The organism is Paracoccus everestensis, assembly GCF_021491915.1.
In the GTDB taxonomy this organism is placed as follows: domain Bacteria; phylum Pseudomonadota; class Alphaproteobacteria; order Rhodobacterales; family Rhodobacteraceae; genus Paracoccus; species Paracoccus everestensis.
Window position 1 is genome coordinate 1,120,145 of the sequence record NZ_CP090836.1, and the last position, 21,758, is coordinate 1,141,902.

23 protein-coding genes and 1 tRNA gene are annotated in these 21,758 nt (G+C 63.5%); 17 read left to right on the forward strand and 7 right to left on the reverse strand.

Annotated features, from left to right (window positions below; translation table 11 throughout):
- Positions 1-158 precede the first annotated feature (158 nt).
- The gene (locus LZ585_RS05515; RefSeq protein ID WP_234855416.1) at positions 159-719 is read right to left on the reverse strand and encodes a YcbK family protein; all 561 of its coding nucleotides are present in this window, start codon (positions 717-719) and stop codon (positions 159-161) included.
- Positions 720-1,063: 344 nt separating this feature from the next.
- Between LZ585_RS05515 and LZ585_RS05520 the strand changes: the two genes are divergently transcribed.
- The 4 genes from LZ585_RS05520 to LZ585_RS05535 are packed head-to-tail and all read left to right on the forward strand — an operon-like array spanning position 1,064 to position 5,308.
- On the forward strand, positions 1,064-2,629 hold the full coding sequence (locus tag LZ585_RS05520) for a L,D-transpeptidase family protein (protein WP_234855417.1): 1,566 nt from the start codon (positions 1,064-1,066) through the stop codon (positions 2,627-2,629).
- A gap of 40 nt (positions 2,630-2,669) precedes the next feature.
- Positions 2,670-3,770, forward strand: coding sequence for a UDP-3-O-(3-hydroxymyristoyl)glucosamine N-acyltransferase (gene lpxD, locus LZ585_RS05525; RefSeq protein ID WP_234855418.1), 1,101 nt, complete (start codon positions 2,670-2,672; stop codon positions 3,768-3,770).
- Between the two features lie 12 nt (positions 3,771-3,782).
- Complete coding sequence (locus LZ585_RS05530) at positions 3,783-4,049, forward strand: acyl carrier protein (RefSeq protein WP_234855419.1); 267 nt, start codon at positions 3,783-3,785, stop codon at positions 4,047-4,049.
- Between the two features lie 50 nt (positions 4,050-4,099).
- On the forward strand, positions 4,100-5,308 hold the full coding sequence (locus LZ585_RS05535; protein ID WP_234855764.1) for a beta-ketoacyl-[acyl-carrier-protein] synthase family protein: 1,209 nt from the start codon (positions 4,100-4,102) through the stop codon (positions 5,306-5,308).
- A gap of 54 nt (positions 5,309-5,362) precedes the next feature.
- Here the strand turns inward: LZ585_RS05535 and LZ585_RS05540 are convergent, their stop codons facing one another.
- Positions 5,363-6,121: an invasion associated locus B family protein gene (locus LZ585_RS05540; RefSeq protein ID WP_234855420.1), complete on the reverse strand. Its 759-nt coding sequence runs from the start codon at positions 6,119-6,121 to the stop codon at positions 5,363-5,365.
- Positions 6,122-6,581: 460 nt separating this feature from the next.
- Between LZ585_RS05540 and LZ585_RS05545 the strand changes: the two genes are divergently transcribed.
- Positions 6,582-8,144, forward strand: a complete 1,563-nt coding sequence (locus LZ585_RS05545) for a helicase HerA-like domain-containing protein (RefSeq protein ID WP_234855765.1) — start codon at positions 6,582-6,584, stop codon at positions 8,142-8,144.
- On the opposite strand, the gene LZ585_RS05550 is transcribed toward LZ585_RS05545, so the two are convergent.
- Positions 8,107-8,514 (reverse strand): DUF6477 family protein, encoded by a 408-nt coding sequence (locus tag LZ585_RS05550; RefSeq protein WP_234855421.1) that lies wholly within the window; start codon positions 8,512-8,514, stop codon positions 8,107-8,109. The genes LZ585_RS05545 and LZ585_RS05550 overlap by 38 nt on opposite strands.
- A gap of 219 nt (positions 8,515-8,733) precedes the next feature.
- Here LZ585_RS05550 and LZ585_RS05555 point away from each other — a divergent pair, with 219 nt between their 5' ends.
- Complete coding sequence (locus tag LZ585_RS05555) at positions 8,734-9,885, forward strand: DUF6456 domain-containing protein (protein WP_234855422.1); 1,152 nt, start codon at positions 8,734-8,736, stop codon at positions 9,883-9,885.
- Between the two features lie 70 nt (positions 9,886-9,955).
- Here LZ585_RS05555 and LZ585_RS05560 read toward each other — a convergent pair whose 3' ends face one another.
- A complete protein-coding gene (locus tag LZ585_RS05560) occupies positions 9,956-11,440 on the reverse strand; it encodes a catalase (protein WP_234855423.1) in 1,485 nt (494 codons plus the stop codon).
- A gap of 91 nt (positions 11,441-11,531) precedes the next feature.
- On the opposite strand from LZ585_RS05560, the gene LZ585_RS05565 reads away from it, so the two are divergent.
- On the forward strand, positions 11,532-12,437 hold the full coding sequence (locus LZ585_RS05565) for a hydrogen peroxide-inducible genes activator (RefSeq protein WP_234855424.1): 906 nt from the start codon (positions 11,532-11,534) through the stop codon (positions 12,435-12,437).
- A gap of 49 nt (positions 12,438-12,486) precedes the next feature.
- Here LZ585_RS05565 and LZ585_RS05570 read toward each other — a convergent pair whose 3' ends face one another.
- On the reverse strand, positions 12,487-13,035 hold the full coding sequence (locus tag LZ585_RS05570) for a peroxiredoxin (protein ID WP_234855425.1): 549 nt from the start codon (positions 13,033-13,035) through the stop codon (positions 12,487-12,489).
- A 173-nt stretch (positions 13,036-13,208) separates the two neighbouring features.
- Here LZ585_RS05570 and LZ585_RS05575 point away from each other — a divergent pair, with 173 nt between their 5' ends.
- A complete protein-coding gene (locus LZ585_RS05575) occupies positions 13,209-13,955 on the forward strand; it encodes a TerC family protein (RefSeq protein WP_234855426.1) in 747 nt (248 codons plus the stop codon).
- 55 nt (positions 13,956-14,010) lie between these two features.
- Here the strand turns inward: LZ585_RS05575 and LZ585_RS05580 are convergent.
- Both LZ585_RS05580 and lipA read right to left on the reverse strand, forming a co-directional pair.
- Positions 14,011-14,094, reverse strand: a tRNA-Leu gene (locus LZ585_RS05580).
- A 46-nt stretch (positions 14,095-14,140) separates the two neighbouring features.
- The gene (lipA, locus tag LZ585_RS05585; RefSeq protein ID WP_234855427.1) at positions 14,141-15,091 is read right to left on the reverse strand and encodes a lipoyl synthase; all 951 of its coding nucleotides are present in this window, start codon (positions 15,089-15,091) and stop codon (positions 14,141-14,143) included.
- Between the two features lie 205 nt (positions 15,092-15,296).
- On the opposite strand from lipA, the gene LZ585_RS05590 reads away from it, so the two are divergent.
- The 9 genes from LZ585_RS05590 (at position 15,297) to LZ585_RS05630 (ending at position 21,758) form a co-directional block, all read left to right on the forward strand.
- Complete coding sequence (locus tag LZ585_RS05590; protein ID WP_234855428.1) at positions 15,297-15,761, forward strand: hypothetical protein; 465 nt, start codon at positions 15,297-15,299, stop codon at positions 15,759-15,761.
- 341 nt (positions 15,762-16,102) lie between these two features.
- Positions 16,103-16,468 carry an NADH-quinone oxidoreductase subunit A gene (locus tag LZ585_RS05595; protein WP_234855429.1) on the forward strand — a complete coding sequence of 122 codons (366 nt, stop codon included), beginning with the start codon at positions 16,103-16,105 and terminating at the stop codon, positions 16,466-16,468.
- Entirely contained in the window at positions 16,459-16,992 is a 534-nt protein-coding gene (locus LZ585_RS05600) for a NuoB/complex I 20 kDa subunit family protein (RefSeq protein WP_234855430.1), read from the forward strand. Before LZ585_RS05595 ends, LZ585_RS05600 begins: the two co-directional genes overlap by 10 nt.
- Positions 16,993-16,996: 4 nt before the next feature.
- Positions 16,997-17,620, forward strand: a complete 624-nt coding sequence (locus LZ585_RS05605; RefSeq protein WP_234855431.1) for an NADH-quinone oxidoreductase subunit C — start codon at positions 16,997-16,999, stop codon at positions 17,618-17,620.
- Entirely contained in the window at positions 17,620-18,858 is a 1,239-nt protein-coding gene (locus LZ585_RS05610; RefSeq protein ID WP_234855432.1) for an NADH-quinone oxidoreductase subunit D, read from the forward strand. Before LZ585_RS05605 ends, LZ585_RS05610 begins: the two co-directional genes overlap by 1 nt.
- Positions 18,858-19,775, forward strand: a complete 918-nt coding sequence (gene nuoE, locus LZ585_RS05615; protein WP_234855433.1) for an NADH-quinone oxidoreductase subunit NuoE — start codon at positions 18,858-18,860, stop codon at positions 19,773-19,775. The genes LZ585_RS05610 and nuoE overlap by 1 nt, the downstream gene beginning before the upstream one ends.
- Before the next feature lie 16 nt (positions 19,776-19,791).
- Complete coding sequence (locus LZ585_RS05620) at positions 19,792-20,007, forward strand: DUF5337 domain-containing protein (RefSeq protein ID WP_234855434.1); 216 nt, start codon at positions 19,792-19,794, stop codon at positions 20,005-20,007.
- 27 nt (positions 20,008-20,034) lie between these two features.
- On the forward strand, positions 20,035-21,330 hold the full coding sequence (gene nuoF, locus LZ585_RS05625; RefSeq protein ID WP_234855435.1) for an NADH-quinone oxidoreductase subunit NuoF: 1,296 nt from the start codon (positions 20,035-20,037) through the stop codon (positions 21,328-21,330).
- Entirely contained in the window at positions 21,327-21,758 is a 432-nt protein-coding gene (locus LZ585_RS05630; RefSeq protein ID WP_234855436.1) for a DUF5333 domain-containing protein, read from the forward strand. The genes nuoF and LZ585_RS05630 overlap by 4 nt, the downstream gene beginning before the upstream one ends.

Genomic DNA, 21,758 nt, shown 5'->3' on the forward strand with positions numbered 1-21,758 from the left:
TCCGGTTGTCGCTTATTGCAATGAAATGGTGTCAGTAATAACGCGCCGCCGTCAAGGCGCTTCCCTCATGCGATTGATTCGGCAAGGCGCATGACGAAAAACGCCGCGCGCGCAGGGGCGGGCGGCGTTGAAGGCGGGCGGGTTCGGACGGTTGCGTTTCAGGCGCCCCAGTTGCGGACCGGGCCGCAATCCATATGGACGAAGTTCGACCGTGAATACTTGCCCACGCCCCCGGCGCGGCAGGACATCGCGGCGTTGTACATCTGGCCGACCGAGCGAGACTTCAACCGCAGGTCGGCGGCCTTGCCCACCATGTGCAGTGAATTGCGCGCAACGCCGCCCGAGGACCGCCGCAGCATCGCGTTCGTGCGCGGAGAGCGATAGCCCGACAGCATCATGTAGGGTTCGTTGGTTTGCAGCAGCCGGTGCGAGGCGGCGGCCACGTCGACCGTGCGGGGGTCGATCCCGATCACTTCCCCACTGCGCCAGTCACGCATGAAAATGTTGATCTCGTTCAGGGATTCCCGGATGTACTTGCCATCGACCCAGTAAACGGTGTCGAGGCTTTCTCCGGTTCGGCCGGAATACATGCGAATGCGGCGCATATCGCCCGCGCCCCGCAGCAATCCAAAGGCGTTGCCCATAACCGGTGCTGCCGCCACGGTTGTAGCCGCGAACACACCAAGAATGCCGCGACGTGAAAGAAGGTCGAATGTCATGTCAGATCGCCTGTCCCGCTTCGTCTTTTTTCCGCCACAATCCTTGCGACGCCGCCAAGGTTATCCTCGGTTAGCTAACAATATGTCAAAAGCCCGTGGGGTCAGAAACAGATTCCTGTATTCATCGGCATAATTTCAGAAAGTTAGGCGAAATCCTGCCGATGTCCACGCGCTGTGGCGCGATGGTCGCGACCCTGTGGCGCGGCTGCAACCATTGCCGGACAGTGCCCGTTCATTGTCCTGCATTTGCTGGTGGAAGCCTTTCCAAACTGGCAGAATCCAAGTCAATCAAGGGAAGATCATTGATGCGCGGTTGGGGATTTTTTGCTGCTATTGTATTGATCTTGGCTGGACAATCGGCGGTTGCACAGTCGCAGGTCGGATTGGCCCCGGCCGTGGGTGTTGCCGCCGCACCACGCCTGGATTTCAGTGCGCAGGACATGGAATTGGCCGGCCAAGCGGCGGCTGTTCCAGAACTGGCGGCCTATTACGGATCGCATGGGCTGCGGCCGATCTTCTTGGGAGAACGGGCGGGCGAATTGCGCGCGGCCCTGATCCAGGCGACTGCAACCGCCCCCCGGCACGGCATCCCGGCGGGGCGCTATGCTGCTGCATCCCTCTCATCCGATGCCGCCGACGTGACCGCCGAGGTCGGACAGGCGCGAATCCTTGTCCGCTATCTGCGCGACATGACCGGGGGAATGGTCCGCCCCGCGTCTGTCGATCCGCTGATCAAGCGAGAGGTGGCGCGTCCCCCGATCGACCGGCTGATCCGCGATTTTACCCTGGCCCCCGATCCCGGACAGTTCCTGCTGGATTTGCAGCCGCGCCACCCGGCCTATCTGGCGCTGCAGCGTGCCTTGGGCGCGGACAGCGGGCTGGCCGCCCCCGCCCATCTGCCGCGCGCACCCGAGGGGCTGTGGCGGCCCGGAATGCGCGATCCCGGGATCGTTTCGCTGCGTGCGCGCCTGGAATCCATCGGCTTTGGCGCCCCTGCGGCGGATCCCCATGCCTATGATGCCGCACTGGCCGACGCTGTCGCCCGCTTTCAGGCCGCAGCGGGCTTGCCGTCCGACGGCGTGGCTGGGCCGAAGACCATCGGCCATCTGAACGGGGACGTGCCGTCCGATGCCCGCAACCGCGCGATCGTCGTGGCCCTGGAACGGATGCGCTGGATGGGGTCCGAGGATCTGTCTGCCCGTCATGTCTGGGTCAACATCCCCGAATACACCGCCCGCATCGTGGAAAACGGGGCCGAGGTATTCCGCACCCGCGTCGTCGTGGGCCACACCGATCACGACCGGCAAACGCCCGAGTTTTCGGACGAAATCGAATATGTCGTGGCAAACCCCCGCTGGAACGTGCCCCGTTCCATCACGGTCAAGGAATACCTGCCGAAATTGCAGGCCAACCGCAATGCGGTGTCCCATCTGGATGTCGTGGACGGCAACGGCAATGTGATCGCCCGCGACCGCATCGACTTTGGCCGCTATACGGCGGCGAATTTCCCGTATCGGATGCGGCAGAAGGCCAGCGACGACAATGCCCTGGGGCTGGTCAAGTTCATCTTTCCGAACCCTTGGAACATCTATCTGCATGACACGCCCACCAAGCATCTGTTCGCGAACGCGGCCCGCGCCTATTCCCACGGCTGCATCCGCATCGGCGATCCCTTTGACCTGGCCTATGCGCTGCTGTCGAAACAGACCGCCGATCCGCAGGCCATGTTCCACCGCGCCGTGGATCGCGGCAAGGAAGCCTGGCTGAAGCTGACGCCTGCCGTCCCGGTGCACCTGGTCTATTTCACCGCCTTTCCCGATGCCGACGGCACCATCCGCCGGTTCGAGGATGTTTATGGCCGCGAGGCGCCCTTGTGGGACGCGATCCAGAAGGCCGGGCTGGATTCATAGGCTCGAAAAGTCTAAGCCCCATTCCGACAAGGGGGCGATCATGGCATTCACCATCGGGCAACTGGCGCAGGCACTGGACGCAAGGGGCTGGGGCGACCTGGATCTGCCGGTGACGGGCGCGGCCGAACCGCAGGCCACCGGCCCGGTCGGCCCCGAGGGCGGGGTGATCGCCATGGCCATGTCCCCGAAATATGCCGCGGCCCTGCAACCCGGCGGCATGGCGATCCTGGCCGAAGGAATGGACCCCGAGGCGCTCGGCCTCAGGGCCGCGATCTTTGCGCCGCGCCCGCGGCTGTTGATGGCGGGGTTGACGCGGGCGTTTGATCCCGGTCCCGACATCGCACCCGGCATCCATCCCACCGCGGTGATCGACCCCTCGGCCCAGGTCGGGGCAGATGCGGCCATCGGGCCGTTCGTGGTGATCGGCGCGGATGTCCAGATCGGGACGGGCGCCCGGATCGGGCCACACGTATCGATTGGCCGCGGGACGCATCTGGGCGATGATGTGCTGTTGCACGCGGGTGTGCGCATCGCGCATGGCGTCACCGTGGGCCACCGGCTGATCGCGCAATCGAACGCGGTGATCGGGGGCGATGGTTTTTCCTTTGTCACGCCCGAGGAATCGGGGATCGAGGAAATCCGCCGCACCCTTGGCGCACGCGAGGCCATCAAGCAGCAGCACTGGACGCGGATCCATTCGCTTGGCGGGGTTGAGATCGGCGACGACGTGGAGATCGGCGCGAACTCTACCATCGACCGGGGCACCATCCGCGCGACCCGCGTCGGCAACGGCACGAAGATCGACAACCTGGTGATGCTGGGCCACAATGTCTCGGTGGGCGACGATTGCCTGTTGTGTTCGCAGGTGGGCATTGCCGGGTCGGCGCGCGTCGGCAACCGCGTGGTTCTGGCCGGCAAGGTCGGGGTCAACGACAATATCGACGTGGGCGACGATGTGATCGCCGGCGGGGCCAGCAAGATTTTCACCCGTGTCCCGGCTGGCCGCGTAATCCTGGGCAATCCGGCGGTCAAGATGGAAACCCAGCTGGAAATTCAGAAGGCCGTTCGCCGCCTGCCGCGTTATGCCGAGCAACTGGCGCGGCTTCAGGAAACTGTTACACGATTGTTGGAAAAGGGCTGAGCAGGAGGCTTCATGACCGACCGGACCCAAGACCGCATCAGGGCAATCATCGCCGAACAGGCGATGCTGGAGCCCGACCAGATCAGCGACGATTCGACCCCGGAGGATCTGGGCATCGACAGCCTGGGGCTGGTCGAGGCGATCTTCGCGATCGAGGAGGAATTCGACATTTCCATCCCCTTCAACGCAAATGAACCCGACAAGTCGGATTTCGACATCTCGACCATGGGCACGATCATTGCCGCCGTCGAACGGCTGGTGGCGCAGAAGGCCGCATGAGTCCGAAAAAGGCGGGAAAGAAGGCCGAGGCATCGATAAGGCCGGACGGGCTGCGGCGGGTGGTCATCACCGGTGCGGGCACGATCAACGCGCTTGGCCATGACGTGCCGACAACGATGGCCGCGTTTCGCGACGGGCGCTGCGGCATCGGACCCTTGGAATTTCGTGACGTGGACCGGCTGTCGATCCAGATCGGCGCGCAGGTCCATCCCTGGCGGGCCGAGGATTACTTCAACCGCCAGCAAATCCTGCTCTATGACAAGTTCACGCAATTCGCCCTGCTGGCCGCCAAGCAGGCGGTGGCGCAGTCGGGACTGGATTTCCAGGGGGCGCTCGGGCTGCGGGCGGGCGTCATCTTGGGCACGGCGGGCGGCGGGCTGAACACCTGGGACGAAAATTACCGGACCGTTTACGAAGAAGGAAAGAACCGCGTCCATCCCTTCGTGGTCCCCAAGCTGATGAACAACGCCGCCGCCAGCCATGTCAGCATGGAGTTCGGCCTGCGCGGCCCGGCCTTTACGGTCGCCACCGCCTGCGCCAGTTCCAACCACGCGATGGGCTTGGCGTTCCAGATGGTTCGGTCTGGCGCCGCACAGGTCATGCTGTCCGGCGGGTCCGAGGCGATGCTGTGTTTCGGCGGCGTCAAGGCCTGGGAAGGGCTGCGCGTCATGTCCAAGGACGCCTGCCGCCCCTTTTCCGCCAACCGCAACGGCATGGTCCAGGGTGAGGGCGCGGGCGTCTTTGTCTTCGAGGATTACGAAAACGCCCGTGCGCGCGGTGCGGACATCCTGGCCGAGGTGGTGGGTTTTGCCATGTCGTCGGATGCCCAGGATATCGTCATGCCCTCCGCCCAGGGTGCCGAACGGGCCATCACGGCAACCTTGCAGGACGCAGGCCTCAATCCCGAGGATGTGGGCTATATCAATGCCCATGGCACCGGCACGGCCGCCAATGACAAGACCGAATGCGCCGCCGTTGCCCATGCCTTCGGCCACCACGCCGACCGTTTGATGATATCGTCCACCAAGGCGATGCACGGCCATATCATCGGCGGCACGGGGGCGGTGGAACTGCTTGCCTGTATCATGGCGCTGCGCGACGGGGTGATCGCGCCGACCATCGGTTATCAGGAAGCCGATCCCGAATGCGCGCTTGATGTGGTTCCAAACGAGGCACGGCAAGCGCGGGTCGATGCGGTGCTGTCCAATGCCTTTGCCTTTGGCGGACTGAATGCGGTGATCGCGCTGCGCCGAGTCTGAACATCAAAAAACCGCGCCCAAGAATGGGCGCGGTTTGCAATGCCGTCAATCGGATCAGTTGGCCGGTGCTTCCACAGGTGCTGCCGTAGGGGCCGGGTCAGCGGCAGGCGCGGGCGCCTCGGCATAGGCGGCCAGGGCGTCAAAGGCTGCGGTGAATCCCGCCAGAGACAATTTTAGTTGCACCGGGTTTTCACGGTCGCCCCCAAAAGGAAGCAGCGAGATCGTTGCGTCCTTGCCGCCCTTCAGGCTGGCAAGTTCGGCCTGGGTAAAGCCCATCCGCGAAATGCAGCCGACCGGCGCGCAGAAATTGAAAGGATAGCCGCGCGCCTCACCCGTGCCGACGGCAAAGCCCAGGCCCTGGACCAGATCGGTTTCCAGCGGGGCGATCATGGTCGCGCCTGCCGCAACCTCGCCATTGCGCAGCGGAATCAGGGTCATCTCGGCCACGGAATTGCCCTCGGAATCCTTCAGAAGCTGATACAGCTCGCACGGATCCTTGCCCTGCTCTGCCTTCAGGCAGCGGGTGGTCCAATCCTGGTGGGTTTCCTTGGCATAATACTGACCGACCTGCGGCCCCGCATCGGCGGCTGGGGCTGTCGCAGTGGGTGCCGCTGCCGGAGCGTCTGCCGCAGGGGCTTGCGGCGTTGCCGCGTCAGCGGCAGGCGCCGGGGCGTCGGCGGCCGGAGTTTCAGCAACTGGGGTTTCAGCAGCTGGAGTTTCAGGCGTGGTGGGGGCGGTGCTGTCCTGCGCGAAGGCCGGGGCCGCAATCAGGGCAAGCGCGGCCAAAACTGCCTGCGAGGGTTTGATAGGCATGGTTGTTTCGTCCCTTTGCTCAAAGCGTCGGGCGGGCGTATCATGTCCGATTTCATTTGTCAGGCGGCAACGGAAATCCCCGCGTTCACCATGGCTTGACTCCAAGGGAATGTGGCGAACTTCTGCCTGATCAGGCGTAAGAAGGTGAATGAAATTCAAAGGGTCGTGGCGCGAACCACGACCCTGACGCCTGACGGCGAACCTTTCCCTGCCGGACTGGCCGGTCATCATTGATCTGCACGCTAATCGCGGCGGCGTGATCCGTCAACTGTCCAGATGGTCAGGGCTCATCGCCAAAAAAAAGCCGCGCCCGAAGGCGCGGCAGTTCAACAGGGAGGAAGGTTCGCGCATCGACGACCTTGATGCCGAACGATTCCGATACTGGCATAAGGGGTTTAACATTGTATTGTCGGACCGAACGCCGCAACGGCGCGTGGCGCAACACAAGGCGGGGGCAGGCATGGCAGGCGTGGTGGACAGCCAGGCGAATACGGTTTTCCTGGGCGGCGGCGGTCCCGGCCATGCCGTCCCGCAAACCCTGCTGCTGAAATACGCCAACCGTCATGGCCTGATTGCCGGCGCGACCGGCACCGGCAAGACCGTCACCCTGCAAACCTTGGCCGAAAGCCTCTCGCTGGCGGGCGTTCCGGTGTTTCTGGCCGATGTGAAGGGCGATCTGGCGGGCCTGTCGCGCGCAGGTGATGCGAACGGCAAGCTGCATCAAGCCTTTGCCGAACGCGCGGCGCAGATCGGGCTGACGCTGGAATACCAGGCCTTTCCCGTCACGTTCTGGGATGTCTGGGGCAGGAAGGGCCACCCCGTCCGCACCACGCCCGCCGACATGGGACCGCTGCTCTTGTCGCGGCTGATGAACCTGACCGATGCCCAGGAAGGGGTGATGAACATCGCCTTTCGGGTGGCCGACGAACAGGGGCTGGCGTTGCTGGATTTGAAGGACTTGCAGGCGATGCTGGTCTGGGTGGGCCAGAACGCCGCTGATCTTTCGTTGCGCTACGGCAATGTCAGCACCGCCAGCGTGGGGGCGATCCAGCGGGCCTTGCTGGTTCTTGAAAACCAGGGCGGCGACAGCCTGTTCGGGGAACCCGCCCTGGACCTGTCCGACATCATCCGCCAGGACGCATCGGGCAAGGGGATGATCAACATCCTGGCCGCCGACCGGCTGATGCAGTCGCCCCGGTTATACGCGACCTTCCTGCTGTGGCTGTTGTCCGAACTGTTCGAGCAATTGCCCGAGATCGGCGATCCGGACCGCCCGCGCATCGCATTCTTTTTCGATGAAGCGCACCTGCTGTTCGACGACGCCCCCAAGGCATTGGTCGAAAAGGTCGAACAGGTCGCGCGGCTGATCCGGTCCAAGGGCGTCAGCGTCTGGTTCATCAGCCAGAACCCGACCGACATCCCCGAAGGCGTCCTGGGACAGCTTGGCACCCGCATCCAGCACGCGCTGCGCGCCTTTACCGGCAAGGACCAAAAAGCCCTGCGGATGGCTGCCGAAAACTATCGCGCCAATCCCGAATTCGACACCGCCGATGCCATCCAGAATGTCGGCACGGGCGAGGCGGTGACGTCGCTGCTGGAGGCCAAGGGCATCCCGGGCATGGTGCAGCGCACCCTGGTCCGCCCGCCTTTCAGCCGGATCGGCCCGGTCACCGAGGCCGAACGGGCGCAGGTCATGGACGCCTCTCCCATGGCGCTGAAATACGGACAGGCGATGGATCGCGAATCCGCCCACGAGGTGCTGGCGCGGCGTGCGGAAGATTCCGCGAAGGCAGGCGCCGCAGCCGAAGCAAAGGCCAGGGATACCGATGCCCTGTTCGACATGAGCCGCGACGAATACCGCAATGCCCGAAGGTACAAGCCGCGGGACGAAACACGCATCCGGTCGTCCCGCAGCGATTCGATCGTGGAAACCTTTGGCAAAAGCCTGGCCCGCCAGCTTGGCACGAAATCCGGCCAGGCCATCGTCAGGGGTGTGCTGGGATCGCTGTTCCGGGGGCGCTGAACCCTGCGCCCATCTGCGCCACCATCGCCGCACCGATTCGCGTGCCCGTCGTAACCGGCACCGGCGCATCGGCCACGGCCGCCCGCATTTCGGCCAGGATGGCGATCATCAACAGCACATGGCGGTGCATATCATAATCTGCCGTGCGTTGCAGGCGTGCATCGTTCAGCAACGTCTCCTCGGCCCGCAGGCGGGGCAGGGCGTTGCCCGCGGCAGGGCTGTGATCCAGGCGCAGCAGGCGCTTCAGGTCGCGGTCGCGGCGCCAGCCGGCCTGACCTTCGCGCGCGGCGCGGATCAGGATGCTGGGACGGCGCAGCGGTTCCGACACGGTGCGGGGGCGGAAGGCGATCACATTCGGCATATAGCTCATTTTTGAACTGTCCCATTCAGGTTGGCGAAATCACCTTCACACAACCATGACGGGTGTTGCCTTTGCCTTTATCGCAGCGTGCGCTGAGGCAACGTATCTTTAGGGTTTGTTAGGGAATGTTGCGGCTATCTGCTGATAGCAGCCGTTCATTAACCACGCTTAACGCAACCCAAGGTAGTTAGTTCCCCCGCTGCTGCCGAGGATGACAAGGGAAACGACATGACGCTTTTGACCGGTGATTTCGCCATCGACAGCCTTTCCGCGGAGCACCGTTCGCTGACCGAGGCCATAAGCAAGCCTGCGGCCGATCTGCCCGACGATGCGCGCCTGTACCTGCGCCATGTCGAGGAAGGCCAGTCGATCCGTGCCCTTGCGCGGTCCGAGGGATGCCACGCATCCACCATCCTGCGCCGCATCCGCCGGTTCGAGGCACGGCGCGACGATCCCCTGGTCGACGGCGCCCTGACTGACGGCGCGGACCGCCCCCGCCAGCTGGACGACCGCCAGGTGCTGCGCATTCTGCGCCGCCTGGCCGAACCGGGTGCCGTTGTTGTCACGGCGGACAGCATGGACAAGGCCATCATCAGCCGCGACGACATCAGGACCGCCGTCCTTGACCGCTGGATCGCCGAGGTCATGGCCTTGAAGGGCTGGGTCGTGCCATCCGCCGCGCCGGGCCGGGTCCAGCGTTACGCCATTGCCCCTGCAGGGCGTGACGCATTGCGCGGGATGCTGCGATCCCCCCGGCAGCGCAAGGCGGTCCCCGGTCCCGCCGATTTCAGCGAAGCCAGCCCCGTGATGCAGGGGGTGGCCAATGACAATGCCCCCGGCATGGCCGAGGCGCCTGCCGGTTTCGATCATGCCGACCGCCATCGGGTCTGGGAAAAGCGCGTCATCGAAGACCCCGAGGATGGCCGCCGCCGCCGCACTCGCGTCAATATTGCCGAAAGCCCCCTGCTGCTGCTGGCGCGGCGGCGCGACGGGGCGGGCAAGCCCTTTCTGTCCACCGGCATGGTGACGGCGGGTGAACGCCTGCGCGAGGATTTCGAACTGGCCCAGCTTGGGCCGCGCATCACGCAGAACTGGACCGGCTTCATGACATCGGGCATCGATGTCAGCCACAATGGCGGGGGGTATCGCGGTGGATCGGAATCGGCGCGCGACCGGGTTGCCTTGGCGCTGCGCGACCTTGGCCCCGGCATGGGCGACATCGTCCTGCGCGTCTGCTGTTTCCTGGAGGGGATCGAACTGACCGAACGCCGCCTGGGATGGTCGGCGCGGTCGGGCAAGATCGTGCTGCGTCTGGCACTGATGCGACTGGAACGGCATTATCAGGAAACCTATGGCAGCGGATCGCGTCTGATCGGATAAAGAAATAGGGGCGCCATTCGGCGCCCCTTTCCATAGCAGGTCACTGGTTAACGAAACGCATCCAAAGGGATCATTCGGCGGCGTGACGATGCGCTGCCTTTTCCGCACGCGCGGCGCGAATTCCTGCCGCATAGGCCGGGTTGATCCGCTCGAAGTGGACAAGTACCCGTTCCAGCACGTCTTCGTCCGCGCCCTCCATGGCGGCGGCAAGGTTCCTGTAAAGCCGTGCCCGTTCGTCATCGTTCAGCACCCGGTCATGCAGCGCACGGGGCTGTTCGTAATCGTCGATCAGCTGGCGGTGCGGCTGGCGCGCGGCCACGCCTTGCAGGCGCAGGGGGGGTTCGGCAAAGGACGGATCCTCGGTTGCGCCGCCACGGCTGTTGGGCTCGTAATAGGCGTCCCCGCTGCCCGTGACCTGGCCGAAGAAGTTCATCTGCCCGTCCTTGTGATAGTGATGGACCGGGCATTTCGGCGCGTTCACCGGCAGGTGTTCGTAATGCGTGCCCAGGCGGTAACGATGCGCGTCGGCATAGCTGAAGACGCGCGCCTGCAGCATCTTGTCAGGGCTATAGCCGATGCCGCGCACCTTGTTCGAGGGGCTGAAGGCCGCCTGCTCGATCTGCGCGAAATAGTTGTCGGCGTTGCGGTTCAGTTCGAACTGGCCGACCTCGATCAGCGGGTAATCCCCATGCGGCCAGACCTTGGTCAGGTCGAAGGGATCATAGGGGGTCTTTTCCGCGTCCAGTTCAGGCATGATCTGGACATACATGGTCCAGCGGGGGAACTCACCACGCTCGATCTTGCCGAACAGCGCCTCTTGATAGCCTTCGCGGGTATGGCCGATGATCTCGGCGGCCTCGCCATTGGTGTAATGGCGGTGGCCCTGCTGGGTCTTGAAGTGGAACTTGATCCAGAAGCGTTCCCCGTCCTTGTTCCAGAAGGAATAGGTGTGGCTGCCGAAGCCGTCCATGAAGGTCGGATCCTGCGGCAGGCCGCGGTCGGACATCAGGATCGTCACCTGATGCAGTGATTCGGGCACCTGGCCCCAGAAATCCCACATGGCCGTGGCGCTGCGCAGGTTGGTGCGGGGATGACGCTTTTGCGTATGGATGAAGTCGGGGAATTTCAGCGGATCGCGTACGAAGAAGACGGGCGTGTTGTTGCCCACCAAATCCCAGTTGCCCTCGTCGGTATAGAATTTCAGCGCAAAGCCGCGCACGTCGCGTTCATGGTCGGCCGCGCCCATTTCCCCTGCGACGGTCGAAAAGCGTGCCAGCATCGGGGTCGCCTTGCCAACCGCGCCAAAGATCGAGGCACAGCTGTATCGGCTGATGTCCTGCGTGACGGTGAAGGTGCCAAAGGCGCCCCAGCCCTTGGCATGGACCACGCGTTCCGGGATCCGTTCGCGGTTCTGATGCGCTAGTTTTTCCAGCAGCTGGTAATCCTGCATCAGCACCGGGCCGCGGTCGCCTGCGGTCTCGGTGTTCTGGTTCGACGCGATCGGTGCGCCTGCCGTTGTCGTCATCCGAGGGTTGCGGGTGGTATCCTGGCTCATGGTCCGGCTCCTTGCTTGGCTTGCTTGTTCCTTGCACACGGTCGGAATAATGAGAAATTGGATGATCCGATCCTATGAATAAGGTTTCCTGATGAACATCACCTTGCGGCAACTGCGATATTTCCTGTCGCTTGCGCAGCAGGGGCATTTCACCCGTGCGGCCGATGCAATGCACGTGACCCAGCCAGCCCTCTCGATGCAGATCCGCACGCTGGAGGAGCAGGTCGGCAGCCTGTTGGTCGAACGCACGCCGTCAGGCGTGGTGCTGACCCCGCAAGGGCGTGCGCTGGAAAGCCATGCGCGGCAGGTCATGGGGGCAATGGCGGGGCTGGAACAGGCGATGCGCCAGCCGGGGCAGGGCGGGCGGCTGATGCTGGGAATGATTCCCACCATCGCCCCCTATCTTCTGCCCGAGGCCTTGCCGCTTTTGCGGGCCCGCGACATTGGCCGCGACCTGCATCTGCGCGAGGCGCCGACCGACCGGCTTGTCGATGAGCTGTGCCGGGGGCGGCTGGACGTGGCAGTCGTGGCGACCCCGCCCGACACGCCTGATCTGGTTGCCCTGCCGCTGTTCACCGATCCGTTCCTGCTGGCGGGAAGCCAGGACCGCATCGCCCGCATAGGTGCGCTGCGCCCGGAACCCCGTGACCTGGACCCGGGCCAGTTGCTGCTGCTGGACGAAGGCCATTGCCTGGGCGATCAGGCCTTGGAGGTGTGCGGCCTGAACCGCCGCAGCGCCCGGCTGGATCTGGGCGCGGCTTCCTTGGCAACCCTGTGCCGGTTGGCGGCGCAGGGGATGGGACTGACATTCCTGCCCCAGCTTGCCGCCCGCCAGGAATGCGCTGCAGCCCCGGGCTTGGCCGTCGTATCCTTTCCCGATCCGCAACCGGCCCGCGACGTGCTGCTGTTGCGTCGCGCCACGACCTCGGCAGGGGGATGGTTCGACGACCTGGGCGACCTTCTGAGAACCGCGGGCCAGTCCGTCATGAAGGCCTGAACGAAAATGGCCGCCCCAAGGGAACGGCCAATGCGTCAATGCGGGGGGATCAGACCGCCTCGGCCAAGCGTGCAGTTTGCAGCCAGCCCAGAACCGATTCGGGCGCGGTGGCGCCATAGGGATCCTCGGCGCAGTTGTCGCAGCGGCCCGGTTCCTCGAACCAGGCCTCGACCACGCCGTCGGTGACGACGGCGGCGTAACGCCAGCTCCGCGCGCCAAAGCCCAGGTTGTCCTTGCGCACCAGCATCCCGACCTTTTCGGTAAATTCGCCTGACCCGTCGGGGATCTCCGTCACGTTCCGAAGGTCTTGCGCCTTGGCCCACTGGTTCATGACAAAGCTGTCATTGACCGACAGGCAATAGATCGCGTCGATCCCTAGGTCGCGCATCCGCCCGAAGGCCTTTTCGAAGCCCGGCAACTGATAGGTCGAACAGGTCGGCGTAAACGCCCCCGGCAGCGAAAACAGCACGACGCGCTTGCCGGCAAAGTAATCCGCCGTGGTCACGTCCTGCCAGCGAAAGGGGTTGGGCCCGCCCAGGGATTCGTCACGCACACGGGTTCGGAAGGTCACGAAGGGCAGCTTGTCTCCGGCTTTCATCTTGATTCCTGTGATCTAGGCACAAGGATCGATCCCGTGCCCTTTTGTTGTCCCCCCATGCCTTGACAGCTATCGCTGCAACGCGGCAAAGGCAACGCTGCAAGGCAGCAATCGTGGAACTAGAACAGCTTTTGCGACTTTGCTAACCATCTCCCTCACATCAGGAATTTCCCATGCAGGACATCATCGCCCTTATGCAGCAGCCCGAGGCTTGGATTGCGCTTGCCACCCTTATGGTGATGGAAATCGTGCTGGGCATCGACAACCTGCTGTTCATCTCGATCCTGTCGAACAAGCTGCCCGAAGGTCAGCGCGAACGCGCCCGCAAGATCGGCATCGGCCTAGCACTGATCATGCGCCTTGGCCTGCTTGCGACGATCGCATGGATCGTGCAGCTGACGCAGCCGGTGGTCACGATCCTGGGGAACGAGTTTTCCTGGAAGGACATCATCCTCGTCGTGGGCGGGTTGTTCCTGGTCTGGAAGGCCACAAAGGAAATCCATCACCACGTGGATCCTGTCGATCACGAGGATACGATGATCGGAACGGCAGCCATCGGCTTCGGCAGCGCCATCGTGCAGATCCTGATTCTGGACCTGGTGTTTTCCATCGACAGCATCATCACCGCCGTGGGCATGACGCCCCATGTGGAAATCATGGTCGTCGCCGTTGTCACCGCTGTGACCGTGATGCTGCTGGCGGCCAATCCGCTGGCGAACTTCATCGGCAAGAACCCGACCATCGTGATGCTGGCCCTGTCCTTCCTTCTGCTGATCGGCACCACGCTGATCGCAGAAGGGTTTGGGGTCCATGTTCCGAAGGGCTATGTCTACGCCGCCATGGCCTTTTCCGCGACAGTCGAGGGCCTGAACATGTGGGCCAGGAACGCCCGACTGCGCAACAAAGGCGCAACGCGCTGACTGAACAGCGGGCCGCGTCAAGCGGCCCTTTTCATGTCAGGCAATAGGGAAAGGCTGGTACCCGAGGTCGGACTCGAACCGACATGCCTTGCGGCGGCGGATTTTGAATCCGCTACGTCTACCATTCCGTCACTCGGGCCTTCCGCGTTCCGAGTAAATCGGGATGCGCGCTTTTGCAAGAGGGGTCAGGCGCGGCCCAGCTTTTGCAGACGCGCCTGCCGCAGCCGGGCGAAATCGTCGCCCGCGTGATAGGACGACCGGGTCAAGGGTGTCGCCGACACCATCAGGAACCCCTTGCCGAAGGCGGCCTTTTCATAGCCCGCGAATTCTTCGGGCGTGACGAAGCGATCGACGCGGTGATGCTTGGGCGTCGGTTGCAGGTATTGGCCGATGGTCATGAAGTCGATATCGGCGGCGCGCATATCGTCCATGACTTGCAGGACGCTGCCCCGATCCTCGCCCAGGCCGACCATGATTCCCGATTTGGTGAACATCGCCGGATCCAGTTCCTTGACCTTCTGCAGCAGCCTCAGCGAATGGAAATAACGCGCGCCGGGTCGGACGGTCGGATACAGGGCGGGGACCGTTTCAAGGTTGTGGTTGAAGACATCGGGCCGCGCCTCGACCATGGTTTCCACCGATCCGGGCCTGGATTTCAGGAAATCGGGGACCAGAACCTCGATGGTGGAATCAGGGCTGCGGTGGCGGATGGCACGGATCGTCTGGGCGAAATGATCCGCCCCGCCGTCGTCCAGATCGTCGCGGTCCACGCTGGTGATCACGACGTGCTTCAGCCCCAGCTTGTGAACAGCATGGGCCACGCGGCCGGGTTCGAACACGTCAAGCGCGTTGGGCTTGCCGGTGGCGACGTTGCAAAAGGTGCAGCCGCGGGTGCAGATTTCCCCCATGATCATCATGGTGGCGTGACCCTGGGACCAGCATTCCCCCACGTTGGGGCAACCCGCTTCCTCGCAGACGGTGGACAGGCGGTTGTCCTTCATGATGTCGCGGGTGCGCTTGTAGCCGTCCGAGGTCGGAGCCTTGACGCGGATCCAGGCGGGTTTCTTGGGCTGCGCCTGATCGGGCCGGTGGGCCTTTTCCGGGTGTCGCTGGTCGGGAATCCGAAGATCGCGCAAGGCCATGTCCTTTCCGGTCGCGGTTCCCCAAGAAATAGCGGCTTCGCGTGGCAAGCGCAACGCATAGAGGCCATGAACCTTCAGACCCGCAAGGGCAGCCCGTTCCATGACCGACATTCTTGTGTTCGCGCGTCATGGAACAAGCGGGCGATCCGCGTGTTGGTTCGGGAATTCAATGCCTAAACACATCAGATGGAGGATTGCGATGAAGATCAAGACCCTTACTGCCCCGATCGCCCTGGCTGCCGTTCTTGGCTTTGGCCCTGCCGCCTTTGCCCAGAACATGGTCGGCACGCAACAGGTGACCGAGGCGGACATGGCTGCCGTGGCCGAACACTGCCGGACCCTGGCGATGGGGTCGGATGACCAGGCTGCAGGCGCGACCGTCGCCGGCGGCGATGCGGGCAACTCGGGCAATGCCGACAACGACTCGGTGTCGGGCACGGGGGGGCCTGACGCGGACGCTGGAACCATGGATGGCGCGCAGCCGACCACCGGCAACGAAGGCAACCAGGACGACGACGCGCCCAACCCGAACGCCATTGCATCCACCGCCGGTCCCGCCAGCGGCACGACTGGCGTGGAAGGCAATCAGGATGCGGACCAGTTCTCTGGTACCATCAACATGGAGGTCATCACCCTGGCCGACTGCCAGGCTGCCGGGATGTGAAGCAGACCTGCATCTGACGGTGAAAGGCAGCCTTTGGGGGCTGCCTTTTTCTTTGCCGTGATCGGTGTCTGCGTCAGCCTGTCGCAGGGATGGAATGCCTTGAATTGCGCAAGGCGGGTTGGCATATGATGCCTGTGACAGCCAAGGCTCGTGGCCCTTGCAAGGGGATGCGTCATTTTCTTTGGCCGTTGCACTTGCAACAACGGTTCTGGATCCGCCTAATCCGACACGGCGGGAACCGCGCGCCCGTTGACCCCGCTGGCCCGCGGGTCTAAACGGGCGCACAGCTAACCCGTCGCGGGCAGCCAACGCCTTTCCGCGGCCGACAAGGGAACTTGCCCGTGGAAACCCTGCTTCAGGATTACCTGCCGATCCTCGTCTTCGCCGCAATGGCCTCGGCCTTGGCCCTGATCCTGATCCTGGCCGCGGTGGTCGTCGCCGTGCGCAATCCCGATCCCGAAAAGGTCAGCGCCTATGAATGCGGCTTCAACGCCTTTGACGACGCGCGGATGAAATTCGACGTGCGATTCTATCTTGTGTCGATCCTGTTCATCATCTTCGACCTCGAAGTGGCCTTTCTGTTTCCCTGGGCGGTCAGCTTTGCGGGCCTGTCAGAGGTGGCCTTCTGGTCGATGATGGTGTTCCTGGGCGTTCTGACCGTGGGCTTTGCCTATGAATGGAAGAAAGGTGCGCTTGAATGGGCGTGATGACCGGAGCGAATACGGCTGGTCCCGACCGGGAGGTTGCGACCGCTACCCTTAATCGCGAATTGCAGGACAAGGGCTTCCTGCTGACCACGACCGAGGACATCATCAACTGGGCGCGCAACGGCTCGCTGCACTGGATGACATTCGGCCTGGCCTGTTGTGCGGTGGAAATGATGCAGGCGTCCATGCCGCGTTACGACATCGAACGCTTTGGCACGGCGCCCCGGGCATCGCCTCGCCAGTCCGACCTGATGATCGTCGCGGGCACCGTGACGAACAAGATGGCCCCGGCGGTGCGCAAGGTTTATGACCAGATGCCCGAGCCGCGCTATGTCATCAGCATGGGAAGCTGCGCCAACGGCGGCGGATATTACCATTACAGCTATTCGGTGCTTCGGGGCGTGGACCGGATCCTGCCTGTGGACATCTATGTCCCCGGCTGCCCCCCCACTGCCGAGGCGCTGCTGTACGGCATCCTGCAACTTCAGCGCCGCATCCGGCGCACCGGCACGCTGGTGAGGTGATACGATGCCCGTTTACCCTGATATCGATGCGTTGGACCAGCTTGCGGAACACATCAAGCTGCGGCGCGGGGACGAGATCCTTGAAACCCACGTTGCCTTTGGTGAACTGACGGTCACTGCAAGCCTGTCCGGCCTTGTGGATCTGATCGAGTTTCTGCGCAGCGACAACAGCTGCCGCTTTTCCACCCTGGTGGACATGACCGCTGTTGATTACCCCGAACGCGCGCAGCGGTTCGACGTGGTCTGGCATCTGCTGTCGATGTACCAGAACCACCGCATCCGGGTGAAGGTGGCGATCCGGGAAGACGAGATCGTGCCGTCCCTGGTGCGGATCTACCCTTGCGCCAACTGGTTCGAGCGCGAGGTCTTCGATATGTTCGGGATCCTGTTCTCGGGGCACCCGGACCTGCGCCGCATCCTGACCGATTACGGCTTCAGCGGCTTTCCCCTGCGCAAGGATTTCCCGACCACCGGCTATGTCGAGCTTCGCTATGACGAATCCGAAAAGCGGGTGATCTATGAACCCGTGCGGCTGACGCAGGAATATCGGCAGTTCGACTTCCTCTCGCCCTGGGAGGGCACGCAGTATGTGCTGCCGGGCGACGAAAAGACCAAGGGGCAAAGCTAATGGACGGCGATATCCGCACCAACAGCTATGACGACGGCTCGTCCGACATGCTGGTCGGCGAACAGAAGATCCGCAACTTCAACATCAACTTCGGTCCCCAGCACCCGGCGGCGCATGGCGTGCTGCGGATGGTGCTGGAACTGGATGGCGAGGTTGTCGAGCGCGCCGACCCCCATATCGGCCTGCTGCATCGCGGCACCGAAAAGCTGATGGAAAGCAGGACTTACCTGCAAAACCTGCCGTATTTCGACCGGCTGGACTATGTGTCCCCCATGAACCAGGAACACGCCTGGTGCCTGGCGATCGAACGGCTGACGGGCACCGTCGTGCCGCGTCGCGCCAGCCTGATCCGGGTGCTGTATTGCGAGATCGGCCGCATCCTCAACCACCTGCTGGGCCTGACCACCGGGGCCATGGACGTGGGCGCGCTCACTCCGCCCTTGTGGGGCTTCGAGGCGCGCGAGCAGTTGATGATCTTCTATGAGCGCGCGAGCGGATCGCGGCTGCACGCCAACTATTTCCGCCCCGGCGGGGTGCATCAGGATCTGCCGCCCAGCCTGCTAGACGATATCGAGGCCTGGTGCGAGACCTTCCCCAAGGTCGTGGACGATCTGGACACGCTGCTGACCGAAAACCGCATCTTCAAGCAGCGTCTGGTGGGCATCGGCATCGCCACTGAACAGGATGCGCTGGACTGGGGCTTTACCGGGGTGATGGCGCGCGGCTCGGGCCTGGCCTGGGATTTGCGGCGCTCGCAGCCCTATGAATGCTATGACGAATTCGACTTCAAGATTCCGATCGGACGCAACGGCGACAGCTATGACCGCTTCCTGCTAAGAATGCAGGAAATGCGCGAATCGACCCATATCATGAAACAGGCCGTCCAGAAGCTGCGGGCCGAACCTGCGGGCGACGTGCTGGCACGCGGCAAGCTGACCCCGCCGCGGCGGGGCGAGATGAAGCGCGACATGGAAAGCCTGATCCACCACTTCAAGCTGTATACCGAAGGCTTCCGCGTCCCGGCGGGCGAGGTTTATGCCGCGGTCGAGGCGCCCAAGGGCGAATTCGGCGTCTATCTGGTCAGTGACGGGACCAACAAACCCTATCGCGCCAAGCTGAAGGCCCCCGGCTTTCAGCATCTGCAGGCCATCGACTATCTGGCCAGGGGACATTTGCTGGCCGACGTGCCTGCCCTGATCGCTACCATTGACGTCGTCTTCGGAGAGGTTGACCGCTGATGCTTCGCCGTCTTTCGCCCGTCCAGCCGGACAGCTTCGCATTCACGCCCGGCAACCTGGAATGGGCCTATGCCCAAATCACCAAATACCCCGAAGGCCGCCAGCAATCCGCGATCATTCCGCTGCTGTGGCGTGCCCAGGAACAGGAAGGCTGGCTGTCGCGCCCGGCTATCGAATATTGCGCCAAGCTTCTGGACATGGCCTATATCCGTGCGCTCGAAGTCGCGACATTCTACTTTATGTTCCAGCTGCAACCTGTTGGTTCTGTTGCGAACATCCAGATTTGCGGCACCACCACCTGCATGATCTGCGGGGCCGAGGATCTGATTGCGGTCTGCAAGCGCAAGATCGCGCCCACCCCGCACACCTTGTCTGCCGATGGCAAGTTCAGCTGGGAAGAAGTTGAATGCCTGGGGGCTTGCTCCAACGCTCCCATGGCCCAGATCGGCAAGGATTATTACGAGGATCTGACCCCTGAGCGGCTGGAGGCCCTGATCGACGCCTTTTCCGCAGGCGAGGTGCCGCTGCCGGGTCCGCAGAATGGCCGGTTCTCCTCCGAGCCTCTGAGCGGGCCGGTCGCCCTGGCTAATCTGATGGGGCAGGGCGACGATCTCAACGCAAGCGCGGCGCTTGCGCGCGATATCGGAGAAACGGTCAAGCGCATCGACGGGACCGAGGTGCCGATCCTGGCCAAGTGGTTGCGCAATCCGCCAGCTGCATCGGACGACCGGACCGGCGTCGATACAGCGCCCGAAAACGAACCGCGACCTTCGGAAGGGGTGCCCGCAGATGCAACCGGGGTGACCGAGCAGGAAGCGCAGGCGGCATCGGCCGCGCGCCCCGTTTCGGATCGCAACCCCGCCGGCATCCGCACCATCGAGCAAGCGGAGCAAAAGGACGAGACGACGAACCGATAGGCAAAGGGCCAGGCAGATGCGCGGCGCCGGACAGGATCGCGATGCGCGCCAGATGCGTCTGGCGGCCCTGGTGATCGCAGGGGCCATGTGCCTGTGGCTGCTGGTTCAGGCGCTTGGCAGTTATTATGGCTGGGCCGGGGAATGGGCGTTTCTGGCGGATCTGGCCGCCATTGGTGCTTTTGTCTGGTCGCTGATCGTGACCTGGCGTATCTGGCGGCGCAGGAATGCCTGACGCCCGGATGAGAGGATTGAGAGCAGGATGCTGAAAGATCAGGATCGCATTTTCACCAACATCTATGGGATGGGTGACCGCAGCCTTGCGGGCGCGAAAAAGCGCGGCCATTGGGACGGCACGGCCGAGATCCTCGGACGCGGCCGCGACAAGATCGTGGAGCAGGTCAAGGCATCCGGGCTGCGCGGGCGCGGCGGCGCGGGCTTTCCGACGGGCCTGAAATGGTCCTTCATGCCCAAGGAATCCGACGGGCGCCCGTCCTATCTGGTGATCAACGCCGACGAATCCGAACCCGCGACCTGCAAGGACCGCGAGATCATGCGCCACGATCCGCACACGCTGATCGAAGGGGCGCTGATCGCCAGCTTCGCCATGGGCGCGCATTCGGCATACATCTATATCCGGGGCGAGTTCATCCGCGAGAAAGAGTCGCTGCAGGCGGCCATCGACGAATGCTATGACGCAGGCTTGCTGGGCGCCAATGCCGCCGGGTCCGGCTGGGATTTCGACCTGTATCTGCATCACGGCGCCGGCGCCTATATCTGCGGCGAGGAAACAGCGCTGCTGGAAAGCCTGGAAGGCAAGAAGGGGATGCCCCGGATGAAGCCGCCCTTCCCGGCGGGCGCGGGACTGTATGGCTGCCCGACCACGGTGAACAACGTCGAATCCATCGCGGTGGTCCCGACGGTGCTGCGGCGGGGGCCGGAATGGTTCGCGGGCTTTGGTCGCCCGAACAACGCGGGCGTCAAGCTGTTCGGACTGACCGGCCACCTCAACACGCCCTGCGTGGTCGAGGAAGCGATGTCGATCCCCATGAAGGAACTGATCGAAAAGCATGGCGGCGGCGTGCGCGGCGGCTGGAAGAACCTCAAGGCGGTGATCCCGGGCGGCGCCTCCTGTCCGGTGTTGACGGCGGAACAGTGCGAAAATGCCATTATGGACTATGACGGGATGCGCGAGTTGCGGTCGTCCTTCGGCACCGCCTGCATGATCGTGATGGACCAGCAGACCGACATCATCAAGGCGATCTGGCGGCTGTCCAAGTTCTTCAAGCATGAAAGCTGCGGGCAATGCACGCCCTGCCGCGAAGGCACCGGCTGGATGATGCGGGTCATGGAACGCCTTGTGCGCGGCGATGCCGAGGTCGAGGAAATCGATATGCTGCTGGACGTGACCAAGCAGGTCGAGGGCCACACCATCTGCGCGCTTGGCGATGCCGCCGCCTGGCCGATCCAGGGCCTGATCCGCAATTTCCGCGAGGAGATCGAGGACCGGATCAAGGCCAAGCGCACCGGCCGCATGGGGGCAATGGCTGCGGAATGATGCGTCTGACGGCACATAGGGCTGTTCTGGGCAGGGCGTTTGCGGTGCTTTTGGGCGCCGCGATGCTGGCTGCGCCTGCCTCTGCCTTGCCGCCGCTGTCGCAGAACACCCATATCAACAACAGCCTCGTGCAAGCGCGCGTGGCTGACCTGCTGCGCCGGGGTTGCCCCGATCTGGATGCGCGAATCATCAAGGCCTTTGGCGAGGCGCGCAAGCTGAAACGCTATGCGAAGGACCAGGGCTATAGCGACGCCCAGATCGACGCCTTTCTTGACAGCCGCGACGAACGCCGCCGCATCTACGCACAGGCTGACCGTTACATGGTCGCCAATGGGGTGGTGAATGGCCAACCCGAGACATTCTGCCGTCTGGGGCAGCAAGAGATAGCCCAAAAGACGATCGCCGGATCGCTTCTGGTTGCCAGGTAA